This window comes from Streptomyces musisoli (assembly GCF_016741855.1).
GTDB lineage: Bacteria > Actinomycetota > Actinomycetes > Streptomycetales > Streptomycetaceae > Streptomyces > Streptomyces musisoli.
In genome coordinates this window covers 41,434-62,532 of sequence record NZ_JAERRH010000008.1, presented here as the reverse complement: position 1 = coordinate 62,532, position 21,099 = coordinate 41,434, and the positions used below count along the sequence as shown (strand labels likewise).

Sequence of the window (21,099 nt, the reverse complement as noted above, 5' to 3'; positions counted from 1 at the left end):
ACCACCGCTGGAGCCGCCCATGCCGCCCGCCGCACGCGCCCTCGGCCCGCCGCCGCGCACCCCCCGCACCCCCGGCACCCGACGCACTCCGAGCGGCACCCCGCGCACCCCCCTCGCGCTCGTCACCCTGCTGACCGCCGCCCAGCTGGCCGTCGCTCCCTCCGCCGTCGCGCAGCCCGCTGGCGCGTTGGCCGGTGGGTGGGGGCTTGCGCCGTTGGGGGGTGGGCGTCCTGCGTTCTACGCCGAGGGCACTGCGGGGGCGGTCCTGCGGGACACGGTGGCCGTGACCAACCGGGGCCGCGCCCCGGTCTCGGTCCGGCTGCGCGGCTCCGGCGTCCCGGCGGTGTTCGCCCGCAGCGGCCTGCGGATCCCGGCCCGCACCCGCGCCGAGGTGCCCTTCACGGTGACGGTGCCCCGGGACGCCGGGCCCGGCGACCGTACCGGCGCGATCGTCGCGCGGGACGCGCACGGCCGTACCGCGACCGTGCCGGTCCGGCTGCGCGTCGGCGGCCCCGCGCTTGCCGCGCTGACCGTCGAGCACCTCGCCGTACACCCGGACCGGATCACGTACGAGCTGGTCAACCGCGGTACGACCGTCCTCGTGCCGAGGCTCGCGGTGCGCGCCGACGGCGTCTTCGGCCGGGTCCTGGACCGCGCTCCGCGCACCCTGCCGGTCCGGCTGCCGCCCGGCGCCCGGCGCACGCTCAGCGAGCCGTGGCCCGGCCGGCCGGTGCTGGACGAGGTGCGGGTACGGCTGACGGTGACCGCGGCGGGCGGGGCGCGCGACACGGCGGACACGTCGGCCGCGTTCGTACCGTGGGGCGCGGTGACCGGCGGCTCGGCGGCGGTGGCCGCCGGTGCGGCCGTACTGCTCCGGCGGCGGCGCGGGCACCGGACGCCGACCGCGCCCCCGCCCGCCGCGGCCGAGCCGACGGGAGCGGTGTCGTGAGGCGGATCGCGCTGCCGGCGGTCGCCGCGCTGCTGCTGGCCCTGGCCCTGACCCTGGCAGCACCGGCCGGCCCGGCCGGTGCGGCGGACGGACCCGCCGTGAGACTGTCGGCGACCCAGGCCGGCACCGGCGGCTCGGTCACCGTAAACGGCACCGGCTGGCGGCCCCGCACGCTGCTGATGATGCTGGTGTGCGGGCGGGCCACCCCGGACCGGGGCGTCATCGGCGGCACCAACTCATGCGCCAACGGCGACGGCCGGGCGGTCACCACCGACGGCGACGGCCGCTTCAGCCGGCGACTGCCGGTCACCGAACCGCCCGTGCCCTGCCCCTGCGTGGTCCACGTGGCCACCGTCACCGGCGCCAGGGCCGAGGCGGACACCGTTCTGGAGGTCGCCGGACACCCCGTGGCCCCGCTGCCCGCCGAACGCTCCGCCGGCCGGCTGGCCGTGCTCTCCGACACCCGACTGACCGGATCGGGCGGCCTGCTGACCTGGTTCGGGGCACCGCCGGACCGCACCCTGGTCTTCACCGTCGGCAACACCGGCACCGGCGCGATCGAGAACCCGGTGTTCCAGGTCGGCACCGCGCACGGCGTCTTCGCCCCCGAGTGGGACGAGCGGCAGTGGCACGGCACCCTGGCGCCCGGCAAGAAGGCGCAGATCAGGCTGCCGGTCGAGCTGTCGGCCGGGGCGCACGGCGACTACACCGTGACGCTGAAGTACGCCGGCCGGGTACTCGCCGAGCAGCCGTGGGGCGTGGGCCGGCCATGGGGTGTGACGCTGTTCTGGATCCTGCTCTGCCTGGTCGTCCCGGCCGCGCTGTTCCGTATCGGCATGGGCGTGGTGAACCGGGTCCGGCCACGCCGTCCGGGCCGCGCCGGCCACCGGCGACGCCTGCCCCGGCCCGCCGCCCCGTCGCGCCCGCCCCGGCCCGCCGCCCTGTCGCGCCTGCCCCGGGCCGCCGCGCTCCTGCCCCTGCCGCGCTCCCGCACCTCCGGGCCCCCGACCCCGCCGGCCGGCCCGGCCGACCCGACTCCGACCCTGCCGTGGTTCACCCCGGACTCCGCTCCGGACGGCCCGGCCGGCCGGTCCTCCGCACCGCACGACGACAGCCCGACGAGTCCTACGACTCCCACCACGAAGGGACCCACGTGAGCATGCGAAGGAGAGGCACAACGGCCGGGAGCACGGGCGCCCTGCTGGTGCTCTGTGCGGGGTGCGTCCTGCTGGGCCCGGCGGTGGCCCCCGCCCAGGCGGCCGAGGTGTCGTACGCCACCCACTGCGTGCCGCCCGCGGGCATCGACCCCGTCGACGGCACCACGAAGGTCGAGATCACCGCGCCGGCCACGGCGAAGGTGGGCGACACGGTGGACATCGGGTGGAAGTTCGTCCAGGCCGCGTCCAAGAACCCGGACATCATCGACCTGCCCGCGAACTCCGTCCAGCCGTCCGGCGTGCTGAAGGCCGCCGGTGCGCAGACCGCCGACGTCGCGCTGCGGGGCCCCAGGGAGAACCCCGCGATCCCCAAGGGCGGCGCCATGGTGCTCTCCGACATGAAGGGCACCCTGAAGCTGACCGCCGCGGGCGAGGTGACACTGACCCCGGACGCGTACACCGTGAACGCGATGTCGACCGACACCAAGTGCACACCCAAGGAGACCGTGCAGAAGGCGGCGACGATCCAGGTGACGGCGGGCGGCGGCGGCACGTCCAGCGCGACGCCCACCCACTCCGCGACACCCACCGGGCCGGCCACCCCCACGCACACGGCCACCGCCACCGCCACGCCGACGGCGACCGGCGGCACCGGGCAGACCGACTTCACCGGCAAGGAGGTGCAGGTCCCGTACGCCTGCAAGACCCCGATCGGCGACAAGAGCGCCACCTCGCCGGTGCAGATCAACGCGAGGAAGAGCGGCGGGAGCTACGCCCTCACCGTGCAGTTCAAGAAGTCGGTCATGGACAGCCCCGCCGAGATCCCGAAGGACTCCGTGAAGCCGTCCATGGAGGTGGTGCTGGGCGGCGCCGACAAGGGCACCGTGCATGTGGAGGGGCCGACCAACGCGAGCCCCGTCAAGGCCGGCGACCCGATCGAGATCCCCGACCTCACCGGCACCTACAAGCCCGGGGCGAGCGGCTCCTCGACGTTGTCGCCGGGCGTGCTGACGGTCAAGGCGCTCGGGACGACCACGACCTGCACGCCGAAGAAGACCGAGGTCTCGCTGACCCTGGACACCACCGGGCAGCCCGGCGGGGCGGCCGGCGGTACGTCGACGTCGGGCGGCTCCTCGACGTCGGGCGGCTCCTCGGCGTCGGGCGGCTCCGCGGGCGCGGCCGCGACCGGCGACGACGGCGGCCTGGCCGAGACCGGCGCGTCCGACCACGGCGCGCTCAAGGCCCTGGGCCTGGTGGCGGGCACCGCCATCCTGCTGGGCGGCGCGGTGTTCACGTTCCTGCCGGGACGCCGAACACGCCGGTGAGTCATGTCCCGCCGCGACGCCGAATAAGCCGGTGACTCCTGTCCCGCCGTGACTCCGAATACGCCGGTGACTCCTCTCCCGCCGCGACGCCGAGCGGCCCCGACACCACCGGCCGGCGGTGCCGGACCCGGGCGAGGACCGTGCCGGATCCGGGTGAGGACCGTGCCGGCTCCGGGGAGGACCGTGCCGGACCCGGCGAGGACCGTGCCGGACAACGCGGAGGGCCACCGCACCCCAGGGGTGCGGAGGCCCTCTACCGACCGGGTCCCGTCGACTAGTTGACGTTGCCCATCATCTGCTTGACCTTGTTGCGGTACATCCACACCGCGACACCGGCGACCACGGCGAGCCCGGCCTCCAGGGCGACGAAGCCCATCTTGTCGAGGTTGACGCCCCCGACGGCCGGGTTCGACAGCAGGGCGGTGACGGAGTCGCCCGCGGTCACCGCGAGGAACCAGACGCCCATCATCTGGGAGGCGTACTTCTTCGGCGCCATCTTCGTGGTCACGGACAGACCCACCGGGGACAGCGTCAGCTCACCGACGGTCTGCACGAAGTAGATCGCGACCAGCCACATCGCCGCGGCCTTGTGACCGCCCTCGGCGATCGACAGCGGGGCGAGGAAGACGAAGAAGGACGCGCCGACCAGCACCAGGCCGGAGGAGAACTTCACGATCGTGCTCGGCTCCTTGCCGCGCCGGTTCAGCCACAGCCACAGCCAGGCGAAGACCGGCGCCAGGGCCATGATCATGACCGGGTTGACCGACTGGTACCAGGAGACCGGGAACTCCCAGCCGAAGACCGAGTTCTTGGCGCTCTTCTCGGCGAACAGCGACAGGGTCGAACCACCCTGGTCGTAGATCATCCAGAAGACGGCGGCGGCGACGAAGAACCAGATGTACGCCGACACCTTCGAACGCTCGGCGGTGTCCAGGTCCTTGTCCCGGCGGATGCGGGCGATGACCAGGATCGGCACGATCAGACCGATGAGGGTGAGCGGGATCAGCGCCCAGTTCAGGGTGAAGTGACCGGTGCCACCGACGATGCCGTAGAAGACCACGGCGACGGCCAGCCAGATCAGGCCCTTGCGCAGCGTGGCGGACTTCTCCTCGGCCGACAGCGGGGTCGGGACCTCGCTGCTCTTCGGGTTCAGGTGGCGGCCGCCCAGCAGGTACTGGACCAGACCCAGCGCCATGCCCAGCGCGGCCAGCGCGAAGCCCAGGTGCCAGTTGACGTTCTCACCGACGGTGCCGATCACCAGCGGGGCGACGAAGGCACCGAGGTTGATGCCGATGTAGAAGAGCGTGAAGCCACCGTCGCGGCGCGGGTCCTCCGGGCCGTCGTAGAGGTGGCCGACCATCGTGGAGATGTTGGCCTTCAGCAGACCCGAACCGATGGCGACGAGAACCAGGCCGACGTAGAAGCTCGCGGCGGCGGGCAGCGCCAGGCACAGGTGGCCCAGCATGATGATCATGCCCGAGACGGCGACCGTCTTGCGGGGGCCGAGTACACGGTCGGCGAACCAGCCGCCGGGCAGCGCGAGCAGGTACACGAGAGACAGGTACACCGCGTAGATCGCGCTGGCCGTGCCCGCGCTCAGGTGCAGGCCACCCGGGGCCACCAGGTACAGCGGGAGCAGAGCCCTCATGCCGTAGTAGGAGAAACGCTCCCACATCTCGGTCATGAAGAGGGTGGCCAGTCCGCGGGGGTGGCCGAAGAAGGTCTTCTCGGAACCGGGGGTGCCCGGGCGGACCGAGTCCTTCGTCAGGCTGGACGCCATGGTCGTTCCTTGCTCGTCGGGACGCGCGGCTGGAGCGTTGCGCGCCCGGTGGGGGTGCGGCCGGCACCGGCAGGTCGGACGTCCACCCCCACGCCCAGGGGGAGTCCGCTCCGGATCACGGAGTGGCGGACGGCGACCACCGGGATCCACGCCCCACGACGCGTCGTCGCGTCCGGAGCCCGGCCAGAGGTCATTCCTTTCAAGGCTGATCTTGATCAGCCCGCACGCAAAAGAGACCTTCAGCGTCCAATGCCCGCCAAAGGTCCCCGGTGTGTACTACAGGCGTTCAGGTCACCATACGGCAGGACACTGCCGGATATGGAAGGACTTGAGACCGGGATCACAGGTGTCGCGGGAACCGCACGCCCGGGTTCGAAGGTCCCTTCTACGATCGCATCCCCAGGTCAATGGTTCGTACCAGCGAGACGCGAAGGTAAGAATCCGCGGAACCGATCACACCTCGGCACCGCACGCGGGCGGTCTACCATCACCTCATGACCCGTGTACTGCTCGCCGAGGACGACGCGTCCATCTCGGAGCCGCTGGCCCGCGCCCTGCGCCGCGAAGGTTACGAGGTCGAGGTGCGCGAGGACGGCCCCGCCGCGCTCGACGCCGGAATGCAGGGCGGTGTCGATCTGGTCGTGCTGGACCTGGGCCTGCCCGGAATGGACGGCCTGGAGGTCGCCCGCCGGCTGCGCGCCGACGGCCACACCGTGCCGATCCTCATCCTGACCGCGCGGGCCGACGAGGTGGACACCGTCGTCGGTCTGGACGCGGGCGCCGACGACTACGTCACCAAGCCCTTCCGGCTCGCCGAACTGCTCGCCCGGGTACGGGCGCTGCTGCGGCGCGGCGCCGCCGAGCCGCAGCAGCCGCCGGCCACGCACGGCGTGCGGATCGACGTCGAGTCCCACCGGGCCTGGATGGGCGACGAGGAACTCCAGCTGACCGCCAAGGAGTTCGACCTGCTCCGGGTGCTGGTGCGGGACGCCGGCCGCGTGGTCACCCGGGACCAGCTGATGCGTGAGGTCTGGGACACCACGTGGTGGTCGTCGACCAAGACCCTCGACATGCACATCTCCTGGCTGCGGAAGAAGCTCGGCGACGACGCGGCGAACCCGCGGTACATCGCCACGGTGCGCGGGGTCGGCTTCCGATTCGAGAAGAGCTGAGCCCGGTCCTCAGCGATCACCACGGGTAACGGAGCATGCGCCGACGTCTCATCCAGTCCACCCTCGCCGTCGTCCTCGTGGTGATCGCCGTCTTCGGGATCTCCCTGGTGATCGTCGAGACACGGACGATCAGCAACAGCGCCCAGGAGCGGGTGGAGTCCGAGGCGGTCCGGCTGGCCAGCATCGTGGACAGCCGGATCCTCGCCGCGGAGAACGTGAACGCGGACGTGCTCCGCAATCCCGTCAGCAAGGACCAGTACGCGGTCATCAGCATGCCCGGCAGGGCGCCCATCGAGATCGGCAGCAAGCCCGAGGGCGACACCATCCACTCCACGCAGCACGGCGAGGAGGGCGAGACGGTCACCGTGCAGGAGCCCCGCTCCGCCGTGACCCGCGAGGTCGGCCGGACCCTGCTGATCATCGGGCTGGTCGCGCTGCTCGCCGTGGTGGCGGCGGTGCTGCTCGCCGTACGGCAGGCCAACCGGCTCGCCTCCCCGCTGACCGACCTGGCCGAGACCGCCGAGCGCCTCGGCTCCGGCGACCCCCGCCCGCGGCACAAGCGGTACGGCGTCCCCGAGCTGGACCGGGTCGCCGATGTGCTGGACTCCTCCGCCGAGCGGATCGGCCGCATGCTGACCGCCGAGCGGCGCCTCGCGGCCGACGCCTCCCACCAGCTCCGCACACCGCTCACCGCGCTGTCCATGCGGCTGGAGGAGATCACCCTCACCGACGACCCGGACACGGTGAAGGAGGAGGCCACCATCGCGCTGACGCAGGTGGAGCGGCTGACCGACGTGGTGGAGCGGCTGCTGACCAACTCGCGCGACCCGCGCACCGGCTCCGCGGTCTCCTTCGAGCTGGACGAGGTCATCCAGCAGCAGCTCGCCGAGTGGCGGCCCGCCTACCGCAGCTCCGGCCGGGCCATCGTCAGCTCCGGCAAGCGGCACCTGACGGCGGTGGGCACGCCGGGCGCGGTCGCCCAGGTGCTGGCCGCCCTGATCGAGAACTCGCTCATGCACGGCGGCGGCACCGTCGCCCTGCGCACCCGGGTCACCGGCAACCAGGCCGTGATCGAGGTCACCGACGAGGGGCCGGGAGTACCGGCCGACCTCGGCGCGCGGATCTTCGAGCGCACGATCAGCGGACGGAACTCCACGGGCATCGGTCTGGCCGTCGCCCGGGACCTCGCGGAGGCCGACGGCGGCCGCCTGGAGCTGCTCCAGGCACAGCCCCCGGTGTTCGGCCTGTTCCTCTCGCGCACGCCCCCGGCCCGGAAGGCGGACGAGGACCGGCCGACGGTCCGCTGAGCGCCCGCCGGGGGGCGGGGCAGCCCTCCGAAGGGGCGCTGGAAACGGCGCGAAGGAGCGCGGGGAACGGCGCGAAGGGGGTGCGGGTCAGCGCCCCGAAGGGGGCGCGGGGAACGGCGCGACCGGCCACGACGCCGCCGCAGACGACCGACCGCGGAACGACCCGGCGGTCCGCTTCCCTACGGCACGCGCTGGCTCGGCGCCGGCCGCCCCGACTCCTGCTTGAGAATCGATTCCGCGCTCGCCACGGTCTCCCGGGCCGGCAGCGTACGGAACACCCAGGTGCGGTACGACCAGAACCGGAACAGGGTCGCGACGCCGATGCCGACGAACTTGAAGACGTTGCTCTGGAGCGGGCTGTCCCAGCCGAAACCGTAGGTCGCCAGGTACAGCACGCCGTTCTCGATCACCAGGCCCACGGCGCTGAACAGCAGGAACAGCGTGAGTTCCTTGGTGCGCCCGCCCTTGTCGCGGTCCCGGTACGTCCAGTACCGGAAGCCGACGTAGTTGAAGACGATCGCCACGACCGTCGCGATGATGCTGGCGCGCACCACCGGCAGGTCCGAGACGTGCCGGACCAGGTTGAACACACCGAGATTGACCAGGACGCCCGCGCCGCCGACGGCGCCGAACTTGACCACCTCGCGTACGAGCCGTTGCAGCCCCGAGGAACGAGGTTCCATGGCTGTGCAACTCCCGTCGGTAGGTTTCGTCAACCCCGCCATGCTAGCCGGGCGGGCGCGCCGCTGCCTGTGGACCTGGCCACTGCCCGGAAACAGGTCGGAAAGAGGGGGGAAAGTGCCGGGTAAGAGATCGTGAGAGGGACGCGATCCGGACGCCCCGGTGTGGCCGATACGCTAGGGGTGTGACGTTCCCGGTAGTCGGCATGGTCGGCGGGGGGCAGCTCGCGCGTATGACGCACGAAGCGGGCATCCCGTTGGGCATCAGGTTCAAGCTTCTCAGTGACACCCCTCAGGATTCCGCGGCGCAGGTCGTGAGCGATGTCGTCATCGGCGACTATCGCGATCTCGACACGCTGCGTGAGTTCGCGCGCGGTTGCGATGTGATCACCTTCGATCACGAACATGTACCCACCGAGCACCTCAGGGCCCTCGAGGCGGACGGCATTCCCGTGCGTCCGGGACCCGACGCGTTGGTGCACGCCCAGGACAAGGGCGTGATGCGCGCGAGACTCGACGCGATCGGCATCCCGTGCCCCCGGCACCGGATCGTGAGCGACCCAGAGGACGTCGCGCGGTTCGCGGCCGAGGGGGACGGCTTCCCGGTCGTCCTCAAGACGGTCCGCGGCGGCTACGACGGCAAGGGCGTGTGGGTCGTGGCGAGCGTCGAGGAGGCCGCCGACCCGTTCCGGGCCGGTGTCCCGGTCCTCGCCGAGGAGAAGGTCGACTACGTCCGCGAACTCGCCGCCAACGTCGTCCGCTCCCCGCACGGCCAGGCCGTCGCCTACCCGGTGGTGGAGTCGCAGCAGGTGGGCGGCGTCTGCGACACCGTGATAGCCCCCGCGCCCGACCTGGACGAGGACCTCGCCCTGCACGCCGAGCGGATGGCCCTGACCATCGCCAAGGAGCTGGGCGTCGTCGGACACCTCGCCGTCGAGCTGTTCCAGACCCGCGACGGCCGCGTCCTCGTCAACGAACTGGCGATGCGCCCGCACAACTCGGGCCACTGGACCCAGGACGGCGCGATCACCTCGCAGTTCGCCAACCACGTCCGCGCGGTCCTCGACCTGCCGCTGGGCGACCCGCGCCCGCGCGCCAAGTGGACCGTGATGGTCAACGTCCTGGGCGGCGACTACCCGGACATGTACTCCGCGTACTTGCACTGCATGGCCCGCGACCCCAAGCTCAAGATCCACATGTATGGCAAGGACGTGAAGCCCGGCCGCAAGGTCGGACACGTCAACACCTACGGCGACGACCTGGACGACGTGCTGGAGCGCGCACGTCACGCAGCCGGATACCTGAGAGGCACGATCACCGAATGAGCCCTGTTGTTGGCATCGTCATGGGGTCGGACTCCGACTGGCCCGTCATGGAGGCCGCGGCCAAGGCCCTGGACGAGTTCGAGATCGCCTACGAGGTCGACGTCGTCTCCGCGCACCGCATGCCCCGCGAGATGATCGCGTACGGCGAGCAGGCGGCCGACCGCGGCCTGAAGGTGATCATCGCGGGCGCGGGCGGCGCCGCCCACCTGCCCGGCATGCTCGCCTCCGTCACCCCGCTGCCGGTCATCGGCGTGCCCGTGCCGCTGAAGTACCTCGACGGCATGGACTCGCTGATGTCCATCGTGCAGATGCCGGCCGGCGTCCCCGTCGCCACGGTCTCCGTCGCCGGTGCCCGCAACGCCGGTCTGCTCGCCGCCCGGATCCTCGCCGCGCACGACGAGGAACTGCTGCACAAGATGCGCGACTTCCAGCAGGACCTCAACGACCAGGCCACCGAGAAGGGCAAGCGGCTGCGCGCCAAGGTCGAGGGCGCCGGCGGCTTCGGCTTCGGGAAGTGACCGCCGTGGCCGCGCTGGACGAAGCACGCGCGCTGCTGCGCGAGTTCCCCGTGGTCGACGGGCACAACGACCTGCCCTGGGCACTGCGCAAGCACGCCGGCTACGACCTCGACGCCCTGGACATCGCCGGCGACCAGCACGAGCACCTGCACACCGACCTGCCCCGGCTGCGCGAGGGCGGGGTCGGCGCCCAGTACTGGTCGGTGTACGTGCCGAGCGAGCAGCCGGAGCCGGTCGCGGCCACGCTGGAGCAGATCGACTGCGTCCGCCGGCTGCTGGCCCGCTACCCGGCACAGCTGGCGCCCGCGCTGACCGCCGCGGACATGGAGGCGGCGCGCCGGGACGGCCGTATCGCCTCGCTGATGGGGGCCGAGGGCGGCCACTCCATCGCCAACTCGCTGGGCACCCTGCGCGGCCTGTACGCGCTCGGCGTGCGCTACATGACGCTCACCCACAACTCCAACGTGGACTGGGCCGACTCCGCGACCGACGAGCCGAACGTGGGCGGCCTGTCCGCCTTCGGCCGCGAGGTCGTCCGGGAGATGAACCGCCTCGGCATGCTCGTCGACCTCTCGCACGTGGCGGCGACGACGATGCGGGACGCGCTGGACGCCGCCTCCGCCCCGGTGATCTTCTCCCACTCCTCCGCCCGGGCGGTGTGCGACCACCCGCGCAACATCCCCGACGACGTGCTGGAGCGGCTGCCCGCCAACGGCGGCGTGGCCATGGTGACCTTCGTACCGAAGTTCGTGCTCCAGGCGGCGGTGGAGTGGACGGCCGCGGCCGACGAGAACATGCGCGCCCACGGCCTGCACCACCTGGACACCAGCCCCGAGGCCATGAAGATCCACCGGGCCTTCGAGGAACGTACCCCGCGCCCGGTCGCCACGGTGTCGACGGTGGCCGACCACCTGGACCACATGCGCGAGGCGGCCGGCATCGACCACCTGGGCATAGGCGGCGACTACGACGGCACCGCGTTCACCCCGGACGGCCTGGACGACGTCTCCGGTTACCCGAACCTGCTCGCCGAGCTGCTGGACCGCGGCTGGTCCAAGGCCGACCTGGCCAAGCTGACCTGGCAGAACGCGGTGCGGGTGCTGGGCGCGGCGGAGGACGTGGCCCGGGACCTTCAAGCCACACGCTCCCCGTCCCTCGCCACCGTCGAGTCGCTGGACGGCACGGCCGGCTGACGGTCCAGGGCGGGGTAGTCGTTGTAGCCGGCGGCCCCGCCCACGTACATGAAGTACCGGTCCCGGACCGGGTTGAGCGGGGCGCCGCGCCGCAGCCGCTCCACCAGGTCCGGGTTGGCGAGGAACGGCCGGCCGAGCGCGACCAGGTCGGCGCCGGCCGCCAGCATCTCCCGGGCGGCCCCGGCGACGGCCCCGGTGGTGAGGTCGGTCAGCTCCGGGTTGCCGATCAGCACGCCGGGCCAGTCGGCGCGGATCCGCCGGTACCAGCCGGCCTCCGGTGCGGAGCGCACCAGGTGCAGATAGGCGAGGTCCAGGCCCTTCAGGCGGTCCAGAAGCGCGGCGTAGAGGCCCTCGGTGTCCTCCTCCAGGACGCCGTTGACGGTGGAGCCGGGGGAGATCCGGATACCCACCCGCTCGGCGCCGATCGCGTCGGCCACCGCCTCGGTCACCTCCCCCGCGAACCGCACCCGCCGGCCGACGGAGCCGCCGTAGGCGTCCGTGCGGCGGTTGGTGTTGTCCGCGAGGAACTGGTGCAGCAGCATCCCGTTGGCCGAGTGCACCTCCACGCCCTCGAAGCCCGCCTCGACGGCCCGGCGGGCCGCCGCGGCGAAGTCGGCGACGGTGGTCCGGATGTCGTCGGCGGTCATCTCGCGCGGGACGGCGGCCGGCCGGTGACCGCCCGGCGTGAAGATCGTCTCCGGCAGCGCCAGCGGGGAGGGCGCGACCGGGGTCAGGCCGGTGGTCGCCGGGTGGCCGACCCGGCCGCCGTGCTGGAGCTGGAGGAACATCCGCCCGCCGGCCGCCCGGACCGCGTCGGTGACCCGCCGCCACCCGGCCACGTGCCGGTCGGTGTGGATCGCGGTGATGTCCGGGTACGTCTGCCCGACCGCGTTCGGCGTCGACCCCTCCGCGATGATCAGTCCGGCCGAGGCCCGCTGCGCGTAGTGGGTGACCATCAGGTCCGTCGGGGTGCCGTCGGCCTCCGCGCGGTTGCGGGTCAGCGGAGCCATCACGAGGTGGTGGGGGAGTGCGAGCCGGCCGAGCCGGGCCGGGGCCAGGAAGTCCGTTGTCTGCGTCATGCCCGCACGGTAGAACTTGACACTGATGTCAGATTCAAGCCTGCTCAGGGCGGAGGCCCCGGCATGAAGATCGGCGAACTGGCCCGGCGCACCGGCGTCAGCGAGCGCTCCCTGCGCTACTACGAGACCCAGGGGCTGCTGGCCAGCGACCGCACCCCCGGCGGACACCGCGAATACCCCGAGGCGGCCGTCGACCGGGTCATCCGCATCCAGGAGCTGTACGCGGCCGGACTGCACAGCGAGAAGATCCGCCAGCTGCTGCCCTGCATGCGCGACCGGGACGGCGGCCCCTCGGCGGTCGCCACCCCGAAGCTGGTGGCCGACCTCACCGCCGAACGCGACCGTATCGACCGCCTGATCGCCGACCTGGCCCGCTCCCGGGAGACGCTGGACGACGTGATCCGCACCGCCCGCGAGAGCTGACCGGCGTACCCCCGAACGCCCCACTCACCAGGAAGGTTCCGTCCGCTCCGTGCGACCGTGTCGGTACGCCAGCCGCAGCACGCCGCAGCTCACGACCGACGTAGCCCAGGACGACGTACGGAGCCCTGCCATGGCCGACCTTCAGGACGACATCCCCACCACGACCGAGGTCGGCGAGGACGACATCCTGCCGGACGCGCCGCCCCCCGTACCGGTGTCGCTCGACGGCGCGGCGCCCCATCCGGAACAGCCGGCCGCGGAACTGCTGGCGCAGGCGCACGCCCTGCTCGCCGAGCACCCGGTCGCCGACGGCTACAGCGGCCTGCCCTGGGCCCTGCGCCATCTGCCCTGGTACGACCTTCAGCTGGGCGAGGCCGCCGTCGACACGGACGTGCCCCGGATGCGCGAGGGGCATGTGGGCGCGCTGTTCTGGTCGCTGCACCTGCCCGAGGGGCCGGGCGGCGGGCGCGCGGTGTCGGCGGCCCTGGAGCAGCTGGACCTGGTGCGCACGGTCGTCGAGGCCCACCCCGAGGGGCTGCGGCTGGTGCGCACCGCCGGTCAGATCATCGACGCCCGCAACTGCGGCCGGGTCGCCGTCGTGCTGGGACCCGCGCCCGGGGCCGCGGTGGAGGACTCCCTCGGCATCCTGCGCATCCTGCGGGACCTCGGCCTGCGCGTCCTCACCCTCGCGGGCACCGCCTGGGCCGGGGCGTCGGGGCTGACCCGGTTCGGGGAGGAGGTCGTGCGCGAGATGAACCGGCTCGGTGTGCTCGCCGACGTCACCGGCGCCTCACCGGCCACCGCCGAGCGGACCCTCGCCCTGTCCAAGACCCCGGTGCTGTGCACCCGGTCCGCCGCCCGCGCCCTGCGCCCCCACCCAGCCAACCTGCCCGACGAGCTGCTCGTCGCCCTCGGCGCGGCCAAGGGCCTGTGCATGGTGCCGCTGACCGCCGAGCAGACCGGTCCGACCGTCCCGGACGTCGCCGACCACCTCGACCACGTCCGCGACGTGGCCGGCCCCGAGTGCGTCGGCCTGTCCGGCACCTACGACTCCGGGGTCGTCCACCCCCGCGACCTCGCCGACGCCTCCCGCTATCCGCACCTGATCGCCGAGCTGCTGCGGCGCGGCTGGTCCGAGGCCGAGCTGGCCCTGCTGACCTGGGGCAACGTGCAGCGGGTGCTGCGCAGCGCGGACTTCACGGCCCGGGCCGCACAGCACCGCCGGGACGCCTCGACCGCACGGATCGGCGACCTCGGCACCCCCTGAGGCACGGTCACGCTCGATCCGGCACAGGCGGAAAGGGGTGCGCGGCCGGGTCGGCGTGCACATGGACCGGTGGCCTGGACGCCCTTCGCGGCACGGTCACCGTTCGATCCGGCACAGGCGTCAAGGGGTGTCCGGCTGGGTCGGCGTGCACATGGACCGGTGGCCTGGACGCCCCTCGTGGCACCGTCACCGTTCGATCCGGCACAGGCAGAAGGGGTGTCCGGCCGGGTCGGCGTACACCTGGAAGTCCTTCTTCTCGCGGTCCTCCAGGTCCAGCGGGCGGGCGCCGAGCGCGAGCACCCGTTCGTGCGCCGCGTCGACGTCCGCCCAGGTGGAGCCGGCGTCGAAGTCGAGATGGAACTGCTGGCCGTTGCGGTCCGCGCGCGGCCACTCCGGCGGGGTGTGCCCCTCGGCCCGCTGGAAGGCCAGCCGCGGCCCGTCCGGGACCTGAAGGACGACCCAGTCGTCGTCCTCGGCCCGCGGAACGCCCCCGGCCACCGCCGCGTAGAAGGCGGCCAGGGTGTGCGGGTCGGGACAGTCGAGCACGACGGAACGGAATCGGGCCACGGACGCCATGGTGGGTTCTCCTGTTCTGTTCAGCAGGCGCAGAGACAGAACGGGTGCCCAGCGGGATCGGCGTAGACACGGAAGGTCCGGGACCGGTCCTCCGCGTCCAGCGGCCGGGCGCCCAGCTCCAGCACCCCCTTCTCGGCCGCGTCCAGGTCCTCCACGGTCAGGTCCAGGTGGAACTGCTGGGAGCGGTCCGCCGCGGGCCACTCCGGCGGCACGAACCCGGACGCCTGCTGGAAGGCCAGCGCCTGCCCGCCGGGCACCTTCAGGTCCACCCAGTCCCCGTCCCCCTCCACCGTGCCGCCCAGCACCGCGGCGTAGAAGCCGGCCAGCGCACGGGGGTCGGGACAGTCGAGCACCACGACACCGAGCTTGGCGAGAGCCATGACTACCTCCAGGTGTTACCCATAGGAATGGGTTACCGGTAACGGTTACTGCATACTCCCGCACAAGAGGTAACGTCGCAAGCATGAGCGAGAGATCGGCCGCTCCCGGCGGCCTGGCCCTGGTCGAGTCGCTGGTGAACACGCTGGACATCGAGACGGGCGCCGACTCGCTGGACACCCCGGAGGGCCGCGGCCGCCTCGGGATCACGGAGGCGGGGCTCGCCGAGGCCCGGGAACTGCGCGAGTCGCTGCGGGCCGCACTGCTCGCCCACGCCGGCCACCCGCCGCACCGCACGGTGACCCCGCTGGGCACACTGCTGGCGCGGGCACCGCTGTACGTCGCCGTCGACGACCACGACGGCTCGGCCCGCCTCACCGCCGCCGACGCGGGCGCACTGCTCTCCCAGGTCGCCGCCGCGGTCGCCGAGGCGCTCGTCGCCGGCACCTGGACCAGACTCAAGGCGTGCGAGGCCGACACCTGCCACTGGGCCTACTACGACCGCAGCCCGGCCGGCCGCGGGCGCTGGTGCTCGATGCAGGTGTGCGGGGCCCGCGCGAAGATGCGCCGGTACCGGGCGAGGGAGCGGTGAACCACGCGACCTTCATCGGCCACGTATGTGCCCCGTGGTGCAGAATGCGGACAGACGCCGGTTCGGCCGACTGAGCCTCGGCCGAACCGGCGTCACCTGTTTCCCGTGCCGTTACGCGGTCGGCCGGCCCATCGCCCGGTACGTCCAGCCGGCCCGCCGCCACAGTTCCGGGTCGAGGGCGTTGCGCCCGTCCAGCAGCAGCCGGGCCGCCGCCGCCTCGCCGAGCGCCGCCGGGTCCAGCTCGCGGAACTCCTGCCACTCGGTCAGGTGCAGCACGACATCGGCGCCCCGGACGGCCGCCTGTGCGGAGTCGGCGTAGCCCAGCGTCGGGAAGACCTTGCGGGCGTTGTCCATGCCCTTCGGGTCGTACACCGTCACCTGGCCGCCCTGAAGGTGGATCTGACCGGCCACGTTCAGCGCGGGCGAGTCACGGACGTCGTCCGAATCCGGCTTGAAGGTGGCGCCGAGCACCGCCACCCGCTTGCCGAGGAACGATCCGCCGCCGAGCGCCTCACGGGTCATCTCCACCATCTGGCCGCGCCGGCGCATGTTGATGGAGTCGATCTCGCGCAGGAAGGTCAGCGCCTGGTCGGCGCCCAGCTCGCCCGCGCGGGCCATGAACGCCCGGATGTCCTTGGGCAGGCAGCCGCCGCCGAAGCCGATCCCGGCGCGCAGGAACTTGCGGCCGATCCGGTCGTCGTACCCGATGGCCTCCGCGAGCTTCGCCACGTCACCGCCGGCGGCCTCGCACACCTCCGCCATCGCGTTGATGAAGGAGATCTTCGTCGCGAGGAAGGAGTTCGCGGCCGTCTTCACCAGCTCGGCCGTCGGGAAGTCGGTGACGACGAACGGGGTGCCCTCCTCCGTCGGCGTCGCGTACACCTCGCGCAGCAGCTTCTCCGCCCGCTCGCTGCGCACGCCGACCACGATCCGGTCCGGGTGCAGGGTGTCCTGCACGGCGAAGCCCTCACGCAGGAACTCCGGGTTCCAGGCCAGCTCGGCGTCGGCGCCCGCCGGCGCGTGCTCGGCGAGGTAGGCAGCCAGCCGGTCGGCGGAGCCCACCGGCACGGTCGACTTGCCGACCACCAGGGCCGGACCGTGCAGATGCGGGGCGAGAGAGGCGACGGCGGCGTCGACGTACGACATGTCACAGGCGTACTCGCCGTGCTTCTGCGGCGTGTTCACGCACACGAAGTGCACATCGCCGAAGGCGCCGACCTCGGCCCAGTCCGTGGTGAACCGCAGCCGCCCGGTGGCCCCCTCGATCCCGGCCACGTGCCTGCGCAGCAGCTCTTCCAGGCCCGGCTCGTACATCGGGGTCTCGCCGCGCTCCAGCATGGCGATCTTCTCGGGCACGACATCCAGGCCCAGCACCTCGAAGCCCAGCTCGGCCATGGCCGCGGCGTGCGTGGCGCCGAGGTAGCCGGTGCCGATCACGGTGATCTTCAGGCTCATGGGTGCTCCAGATCGGGTACGTCGGTGATGCGGAGCCGAGCATAGTCGGGCCGCCCACCGGGCAATTTCCGGCTGTCGCGTACCTCACGTAGGCGTCCCGCAGGAAGCCCTTTAAAATTTGAGTTACTTAACGGTAATTAGCGTCAGTATCACTGCGTCTTTGGAGCGTGAGAGACCGTGGCCGGATCGGCTGACTTCGACCTGTACCGCCCGTCCGAGGAGCACGACATGCTCCGGGACGCCGTTCGCTCCCTGGTCGAGGCGAAGATCGCGCCGTACGCCGCGGCGGTGGACGAGGAGGCCCGCTTCCCGCAGGAGGCCCACGACGCCCTCGTCGCCAACGACCTGCACGCCGTGCACGTCCCCGAGGAGTACGGCGGCGCCGGCGCCGACGCGCTCGCCACGGTCATCGTGATCGAGGAGGTGGCCCGCGCCTGCGTCTCCTCCTCCCTCATCCCCGCGGTGAACAAGCTCGGCTCGCTCCCGGTGATCCTCTCCGGCTCCGAGGAGCTGAAGAAGAAGTACCTGGGCCCGCTGGCGAAGGGCGACGGGATGTTCTCCTACTGCCTCTCCGAGCCCGAGGCGGGCTCGGACGCGGCCGGCATGAAGACCAAGGCCGTCCGCGACGGCGACCACTGGATCCTCAACGGCGTGAAGCGCTGGATCACCAACGCCGGCGTCTCCGAGTACTACACGGTGATGGCCGTCACCGACCCCTCGAAGCGCTCCAAGGGCATCTCCGCCTTCGTCGTCGAGAAGTCCGACCCGGGTGTCTCCTTCGGCGCCCCGGAGAAGAAGCTCGGCATCAAGGGCTCCCCGACCCGCGAGGTCTACTTCGACAACGTCCGCATCCCCGCCGACCGCATGATCGGCGAGGAGGGCACCGGCTTCGCCACGGCGATGAAGACCCTCGACCACACCCGCATCACCATCGCCGCCCAGGCGCTCGGCGTCGCCCAGGGCGCCCTCGACTACGCCAAGGGCTACGTCCAGGAGCGCAAGCAGTTCGGCAAGGCGATCGCCGACTTCCAGGGCATCCAGTTCATGCTCGCGGACATGTCCATGAAGATCTCGGCGGCCCGCGCCCTCACCTACCAGGCCGCCGCCGCCTCCGAGCGCGGCGACGCCGACCTCACCTACCTGGGTGCCGCCGCCAAGTGCTTCGCCTCGGACGTCGCGATGGAGGTCACCACCGACGCCGTCCAGCTCCTCGGCGGCTACGGCTACACCCGCGACTACCCGGTGGAGCGCATGATGCGCGACGCCAAGATCACCCAGATCTACGAAGGCACGAACCAGGTCCAGCGGATCGTGATGGCCCGCAACCTGCCGTAACGGCGCGCGGTTTCCCGCCCCTGGTGAAAGGCGCCCTTCGGGGCGCCTTTCCGTTGTCCCGGGGCACCTGCCGACCGGTCGGTCACATGCGGGGGCGGGCGCTGGGACGTAGGACGGAAGCACACGGGGCCCGCCCCGGGTCCCCGCCTCCGAGGAGGAGCCATGACCCAGTCGCAGATGATGCCCGCCCTCACCCAGCAGATGCAGGACTGCATCGAGGCCTGCATGAGCTGCCACAGCATGTGCGAGGAGACCATGAGCTCCTGCATGCAGAAGGGCGGCCAGCAGCAGATGCAGATCATGCGCGCGCTGATGGACTGCTCCGAGACCACCCGCATGTGCGCTGACATGATGATGCGCCGCTCGCCCATGTCCGCCGAGATGTGCGCGCTCTGCGCCAAGGTGTGCGACATGTGCGCCGAGGCGTGTATGTCCATGCCGGACGACCAGCAGATGATGCGCTGCGCGGAGGCGTGTCGCCGCTGCGCGGACACGTGCCGGGCGATGGCGGGCGCCGGCATGTGAGGCCGTCCCTGCCGAGAACGGACAAGGGCACCCGCGCGGGTGCCCTTGCTCCTGCCGCGACGGCCGGTCAGTTGCCGGAGACCGTCACCTTCTCGTCGTTGTTCAGCTGGTCCACCAGGGTCTTCACCTTCGCCTTGTCCCAGACGAGGTTGCCGCCGGTGGAGCCGGAGATCGGCATGTTCATCGAGGTGCCGTCACCGCTGTTGACGCCCTTCATCGCCCAGAACATCGAGGCCAGGTCCCACAGCGACATGTCCTTGTCGACGATCAGCGAGTCCAGGCCCGCGCCCATGACCGGGTAGAACTTGAACGGGTTCAGGATCGTCGACGGCGTCGCCACCTGGTGGGCCAGGGCGGCCAGGAACTTCTGCTGGTTCTTGGTGCGCTGGAGGTCGGACGCGGCGAACGCGTGCCGGGTGCGGACGAAGGCGAGGGCCTGCTGGCCGTCCAGGGTCTGCTTGCCGGACTTGAAGTCGGCGCCCGACCACTTGTCCTTGAAGCCCTTGTCTATGTCGATCTCGACACCGCCGACCGCGTCCACGATGTTCGCGAAGCCCTGGAAGCCGATCTCCACGTAGTGGTCGATGTGCAGGCCGGTGTTGGACTCGATCGCGCGGACCAGCAGCGTCGGCCCGTCCTCGGCGTAGGTCGCGTTCAGCTTCGCGTGCCGGCCCTGCGCGGGGTAGACCTTCCCGGACGTCGACCCCTGGTACGACGGGACCACCACGTCCGAGTCGCGCGGCAGCGAGATCAGCGTGTCGCCGCTGTCACCGACGTGCAGGATCATCATCGAGTCCGTGCGCTTGCCCTCGGCGCCACCGGTGTGCAGCTTCTTCTCGTCCTCCTTGGACATGCCCTCACGGCTGTCCGAGCCGACGATCAGGTAGTTCGTGCCGTCGCCCGCCTCCGGCCGGTCGATGACCTTGGACAGGTCCACCTCGCGGCGCAGCTTGGAGTCGGCCCAGAAGTAGGTCGCGACCGACGTGACGACCAGCACGGTCGCCAGCGTGATCGCCGTCCACTTGATGCGGCGCCGCCAGTTCGGCGCGGGGCGCGGTGCGCGGCCGGGCACGCCCGCCGGGTCGCCCGGCCCCCGGCCGCCGGGGCTGCCGTAGACCTGGCCGGTGTTGTAGCCGCTGTCGTAGTCGTCGTATCCGTCCCCGTGCCCCTGGCCGTCGACGTACGACGGCTGCTGCGGCACGCCGGCCCCGTACGGCGGCGCCGCCGGGCCGGGGTCGCCGTACGCCGAGCGCGGTCCGGGCGGTACCGCCGGGCCGCGCTGCACCTGACGCATCACGCGGGCCCCCTCCGGCTGTGCGCCGGCACTGCCGCGTCCGTAGCGCGGGCCGCGGTTGTTGTCGGACCATCCCTCGGGCCAGTCATTCATGCGCCCCAGTGTGCAGGGCGGCGCAGTGTGCTCCACAAGGGCTGTCGGAAAATCAGGTCGGTGCTGTTGCGAAGACGACACAAATTCCGCGAATGAGCCGTCGGCATAAGGTGGAGGGCATGACAGACCAGGCCACGGAAGTGGAACCGGACATCTCGGGCAAGCCCACGTCCGCCTCGCGCACCACCCTCAGCCACATCATGACCCACAACGACACCAACCTCCTGGGGACGGTGCACGGCGGTGTGATCATGAAGCTCGTCGACGACGCGGCGGGCGCCGTGGCCGGCCGGCACTCCGGAGGACCCGCCGTCACCGCGTCCATGGACGAGATGGCGTTCCTGGAGCCGGTCCGCGTGGGTGACCTGGTTCACGTCAAGGCGCAGGTGAACTGGACCGGCCGGACCTCCATGGAGGTCGGCGTGCGGGTCCTCGCCGAGCGCTGGAACGAGTCGACCCCGCCCACCCAGGTCGGCTCGGCCTACCTGGTCTTCGCGGCCGTGGACGCCGACGGCAAGCCGCGCCGGGTACCGCCGGTGATACCCGAGACCGACCGCGACCGCCGCCGCTGCCAGGAGGCGCAGATCCGCCGCACCCACCGTCTGGCCCGCCGCCGGGCGATCCGCGAGCTGCGCGAGAAGAGGGCGGCCGAGGGCTTCGAGGACTGAGCGCCCCT

21 protein-coding genes are annotated in these 21,099 nt (G+C 72.0%); 14 read left to right on the top strand and 7 right to left on the bottom strand.

Annotated features, from left to right (window positions below):
- The first annotated feature begins 19 nt into the window (after window positions 1–19).
- Genes JK361_RS21685 through JK361_RS21675 form a run of 3 tightly spaced genes read left to right on the top strand, consistent with a single transcriptional unit; the run spans window position 20 to window position 3,431 of the window.
- Entirely contained in the window at window positions 20–949 is a 930-nt protein-coding gene (locus JK361_RS21685; protein WP_236053368.1) for a COG1470 family protein, read from the top strand.
- Window positions 946–2,106, top strand: coding sequence for a hypothetical protein (locus JK361_RS21680; RefSeq protein ID WP_201820868.1), 1,161 nt, complete (start codon window positions 946–948; stop codon window positions 2,104–2,106). Before JK361_RS21685 ends, JK361_RS21680 begins: the two co-directional genes overlap by 4 nt.
- Before the next feature lie 2 nt (window positions 2,107–2,108).
- Window positions 2,109–3,431, top strand: a complete 1,323-nt coding sequence (locus JK361_RS21675; protein ID WP_236053367.1) for a hypothetical protein — start codon at window positions 2,109–2,111, stop codon at window positions 3,429–3,431.
- Between the two features lie 274 nt (window positions 3,432–3,705).
- Here the strand turns inward: JK361_RS21675 and JK361_RS21670 are convergent, their stop codons facing one another.
- Entirely contained in the window at window positions 3,706–5,211 is a 1,506-nt protein-coding gene (locus JK361_RS21670; RefSeq protein WP_201820866.1) for a peptide MFS transporter, read from the bottom strand.
- A gap of 494 nt (window positions 5,212–5,705) precedes the next feature.
- On the opposite strand from JK361_RS21670, the gene JK361_RS21665 reads away from it, so the two are divergent.
- Together JK361_RS21665 and JK361_RS21660 are read left to right on the top strand one after the other, a co-directional pair.
- Window positions 5,706–6,383: a response regulator transcription factor gene (locus tag JK361_RS21665; protein WP_030653180.1), complete on the top strand. Its 678-nt coding sequence runs from the start codon at window positions 5,706–5,708 to the stop codon at window positions 6,381–6,383.
- A gap of 35 nt (window positions 6,384–6,418) precedes the next feature.
- Complete coding sequence (locus tag JK361_RS21660; RefSeq protein WP_201820864.1) at window positions 6,419–7,690, top strand: sensor histidine kinase; 1,272 nt, start codon at window positions 6,419–6,421, stop codon at window positions 7,688–7,690.
- 179 nt (window positions 7,691–7,869) lie between these two features.
- Here the strand turns inward: JK361_RS21660 and JK361_RS21655 are convergent, their stop codons facing one another.
- Entirely contained in the window at window positions 7,870–8,373 is a 504-nt protein-coding gene (locus JK361_RS21655; RefSeq protein ID WP_201820862.1) for a GtrA family protein, read from the bottom strand.
- Window positions 8,374–8,555: 182 nt separating this feature from the next.
- Between JK361_RS21655 and JK361_RS21650 the strand changes: the two genes are divergently transcribed.
- The 3 genes from JK361_RS21650 to JK361_RS21640 are packed head-to-tail and all read left to right on the top strand — an operon-like array spanning window position 8,556 to window position 11,406.
- Complete coding sequence (locus JK361_RS21650; protein ID WP_201820860.1) at window positions 8,556–9,695, top strand: 5-(carboxyamino)imidazole ribonucleotide synthase; 1,140 nt, start codon at window positions 8,556–8,558, stop codon at window positions 9,693–9,695.
- Window positions 9,692–10,213 (top strand): 5-(carboxyamino)imidazole ribonucleotide mutase, encoded by a 522-nt coding sequence (gene purE / locus JK361_RS21645; protein ID WP_201820859.1) that lies wholly within the window; start codon window positions 9,692–9,694, stop codon window positions 10,211–10,213. Before JK361_RS21650 ends, purE begins: the two co-directional genes overlap by 4 nt.
- A 5-nt stretch (window positions 10,214–10,218) precedes the next feature.
- On the top strand, window positions 10,219–11,406 hold the full coding sequence (locus JK361_RS21640; RefSeq protein ID WP_372448734.1) for a dipeptidase: 1,188 nt from the start codon (window positions 10,219–10,221) through the stop codon (window positions 11,404–11,406).
- On the opposite strand, the gene JK361_RS21635 is transcribed toward JK361_RS21640, so the two are convergent.
- Complete coding sequence (locus JK361_RS21635; RefSeq protein WP_201820856.1) at window positions 11,346–12,485, bottom strand: alkene reductase; 1,140 nt, start codon at window positions 12,483–12,485, stop codon at window positions 11,346–11,348. The genes JK361_RS21640 and JK361_RS21635 overlap by 61 nt on opposite strands.
- Window positions 12,486–12,548: 63 nt before the next feature.
- Here JK361_RS21635 and JK361_RS21630 point away from each other — a divergent pair, with 63 nt between their 5' ends.
- Together JK361_RS21630 and JK361_RS21625 are read left to right on the top strand one after the other, a co-directional pair.
- Window positions 12,549–12,908: a MerR family transcriptional regulator gene (locus JK361_RS21630; protein WP_201820855.1), complete on the top strand. Its 360-nt coding sequence runs from the start codon at window positions 12,549–12,551 to the stop codon at window positions 12,906–12,908.
- A gap of 130 nt (window positions 12,909–13,038) precedes the next feature.
- Window positions 13,039–14,175 carry a dipeptidase gene (locus JK361_RS21625; RefSeq protein WP_201820854.1) on the top strand — a complete coding sequence of 379 codons (1,137 nt, stop codon included), beginning with the start codon at window positions 13,039–13,041 and terminating at the stop codon, window positions 14,173–14,175.
- A 186-nt stretch (window positions 14,176–14,361) separates the two neighbouring features.
- Here JK361_RS21625 and JK361_RS21620 read toward each other — a convergent pair whose 3' ends face one another.
- Both JK361_RS21620 and JK361_RS21615 read right to left on the bottom strand, forming a co-directional pair.
- The gene (locus JK361_RS21620) at window positions 14,362–14,751 is read right to left on the bottom strand and encodes a VOC family protein (protein WP_201820853.1); all 390 of its coding nucleotides are present in this window, start codon (window positions 14,749–14,751) and stop codon (window positions 14,362–14,364) included.
- 20 nt (window positions 14,752–14,771) lie between these two features.
- A complete protein-coding gene (locus JK361_RS21615; RefSeq protein ID WP_201820852.1) occupies window positions 14,772–15,131 on the bottom strand; it encodes a VOC family protein in 360 nt (119 codons plus the stop codon).
- 83 nt (window positions 15,132–15,214) lie between these two features.
- Between JK361_RS21615 and JK361_RS21610 the strand changes: the two genes are divergently transcribed.
- A complete protein-coding gene (locus JK361_RS21610) occupies window positions 15,215–15,721 on the top strand; it encodes a CGNR zinc finger domain-containing protein (RefSeq protein WP_201820850.1) in 507 nt (168 codons plus the stop codon).
- A 111-nt stretch (window positions 15,722–15,832) separates the two neighbouring features.
- Here the strand turns inward: JK361_RS21610 and JK361_RS21605 are convergent, their stop codons facing one another.
- A complete protein-coding gene (locus tag JK361_RS21605) occupies window positions 15,833–17,176 on the bottom strand; it encodes a UDP-glucose dehydrogenase family protein (RefSeq protein WP_201820848.1) in 1,344 nt (447 codons plus the stop codon).
- Between the two features lie 177 nt (window positions 17,177–17,353).
- Here JK361_RS21605 and JK361_RS21600 point away from each other — a divergent pair, with 177 nt between their 5' ends.
- The gene (locus JK361_RS21600; RefSeq protein WP_307787296.1) at window positions 17,354–18,511 is read left to right on the top strand and encodes an acyl-CoA dehydrogenase family protein; all 1,158 of its coding nucleotides are present in this window, start codon (window positions 17,354–17,356) and stop codon (window positions 18,509–18,511) included.
- A 162-nt stretch (window positions 18,512–18,673) separates the two neighbouring features.
- Window positions 18,674–19,036, top strand: coding sequence for a four-helix bundle copper-binding protein (locus JK361_RS21595; protein ID WP_201820846.1), 363 nt, complete (start codon window positions 18,674–18,676; stop codon window positions 19,034–19,036).
- 67 nt (window positions 19,037–19,103) lie between these two features.
- Here the strand turns inward: JK361_RS21595 and JK361_RS21590 are convergent, their stop codons facing one another.
- A complete protein-coding gene (locus JK361_RS21590; protein WP_201820844.1) occupies window positions 19,104–20,423 on the bottom strand; it encodes an LCP family protein in 1,320 nt (439 codons plus the stop codon).
- 119 nt (window positions 20,424–20,542) lie between these two features.
- Here JK361_RS21590 and JK361_RS21585 point away from each other — a divergent pair, with 119 nt between their 5' ends.
- Complete coding sequence (locus JK361_RS21585) at window positions 20,543–21,091, top strand: acyl-CoA thioesterase (RefSeq protein WP_251093664.1); 549 nt, start codon at window positions 20,543–20,545, stop codon at window positions 21,089–21,091.
- Window positions 21,092–21,099: the final 8 nt, after the last annotated feature.

Bases quoted from the DNA above. Each gene is read 5' to 3' on its own strand.
- JK361_RS21615 (WP_201820852.1), bottom strand. From the start codon at position 15,131: ATGGCTCTCGCCAAGCTCGGTGTCGTGGTGCTCGACTGTCCCGACCCC.
- JK361_RS21635 (WP_201820856.1), bottom strand. From the start codon at position 12,485: ATGACGCAGACAACGGACTTCCTGGCCCCGGCCCGGCTCGGCCGGCTC.
- JK361_RS21590 (WP_201820844.1), bottom strand. From the start codon at position 20,423: ATGAATGACTGGCCCGAGGGATGGTCCGACAACAACCGCGGCCCGCGC.
- JK361_RS21625 (WP_201820854.1), top strand. From the start codon at position 13,039: ATGGCCGACCTTCAGGACGACATCCCCACCACGACCGAGGTCGGCGAG.
- purE (WP_201820859.1), top strand. From the start codon at position 9,692: ATGAGCCCTGTTGTTGGCATCGTCATGGGGTCGGACTCCGACTGGCCC.
- JK361_RS21670 (WP_201820866.1), bottom strand. From the start codon at position 5,211: ATGGCGTCCAGCCTGACGAAGGACTCGGTCCGCCCGGGCACCCCCGGT.
- JK361_RS21675 (WP_236053367.1), top strand. From the start codon at position 2,109: ATGCGAAGGAGAGGCACAACGGCCGGGAGCACGGGCGCCCTGCTGGTG.
- JK361_RS21630 (WP_201820855.1), top strand. From the start codon at position 12,549: ATGAAGATCGGCGAACTGGCCCGGCGCACCGGCGTCAGCGAGCGCTCC.
- JK361_RS21620 (WP_201820853.1), bottom strand. From the start codon at position 14,751: ATGGCGTCCGTGGCCCGATTCCGTTCCGTCGTGCTCGACTGTCCCGAC.
- JK361_RS21660 (WP_201820864.1), top strand. From the start codon at position 6,419: ATGCGCCGACGTCTCATCCAGTCCACCCTCGCCGTCGTCCTCGTGGTG.
- JK361_RS21585 (WP_251093664.1), top strand. From the start codon at position 20,543: ATGACAGACCAGGCCACGGAAGTGGAACCGGACATCTCGGGCAAGCCC.
- JK361_RS21595 (WP_201820846.1), top strand. From the start codon at position 18,674: ATGACCCAGTCGCAGATGATGCCCGCCCTCACCCAGCAGATGCAGGAC.
- JK361_RS21605 (WP_201820848.1), bottom strand. From the start codon at position 17,176: ATGAGCCTGAAGATCACCGTGATCGGCACCGGCTACCTCGGCGCCACG.
- JK361_RS21655 (WP_201820862.1), bottom strand. From the start codon at position 8,373: ATGGAACCTCGTTCCTCGGGGCTGCAACGGCTCGTACGCGAGGTGGTC.
- JK361_RS21610 (WP_201820850.1), top strand. From the start codon at position 15,215: ATGAGCGAGAGATCGGCCGCTCCCGGCGGCCTGGCCCTGGTCGAGTCG.
- JK361_RS21665 (WP_030653180.1), top strand. From the start codon at position 5,706: ATGACCCGTGTACTGCTCGCCGAGGACGACGCGTCCATCTCGGAGCCG.
- JK361_RS21685 (WP_236053368.1), top strand. From the start codon at position 20: ATGCCGCCCGCCGCACGCGCCCTCGGCCCGCCGCCGCGCACCCCCCGC.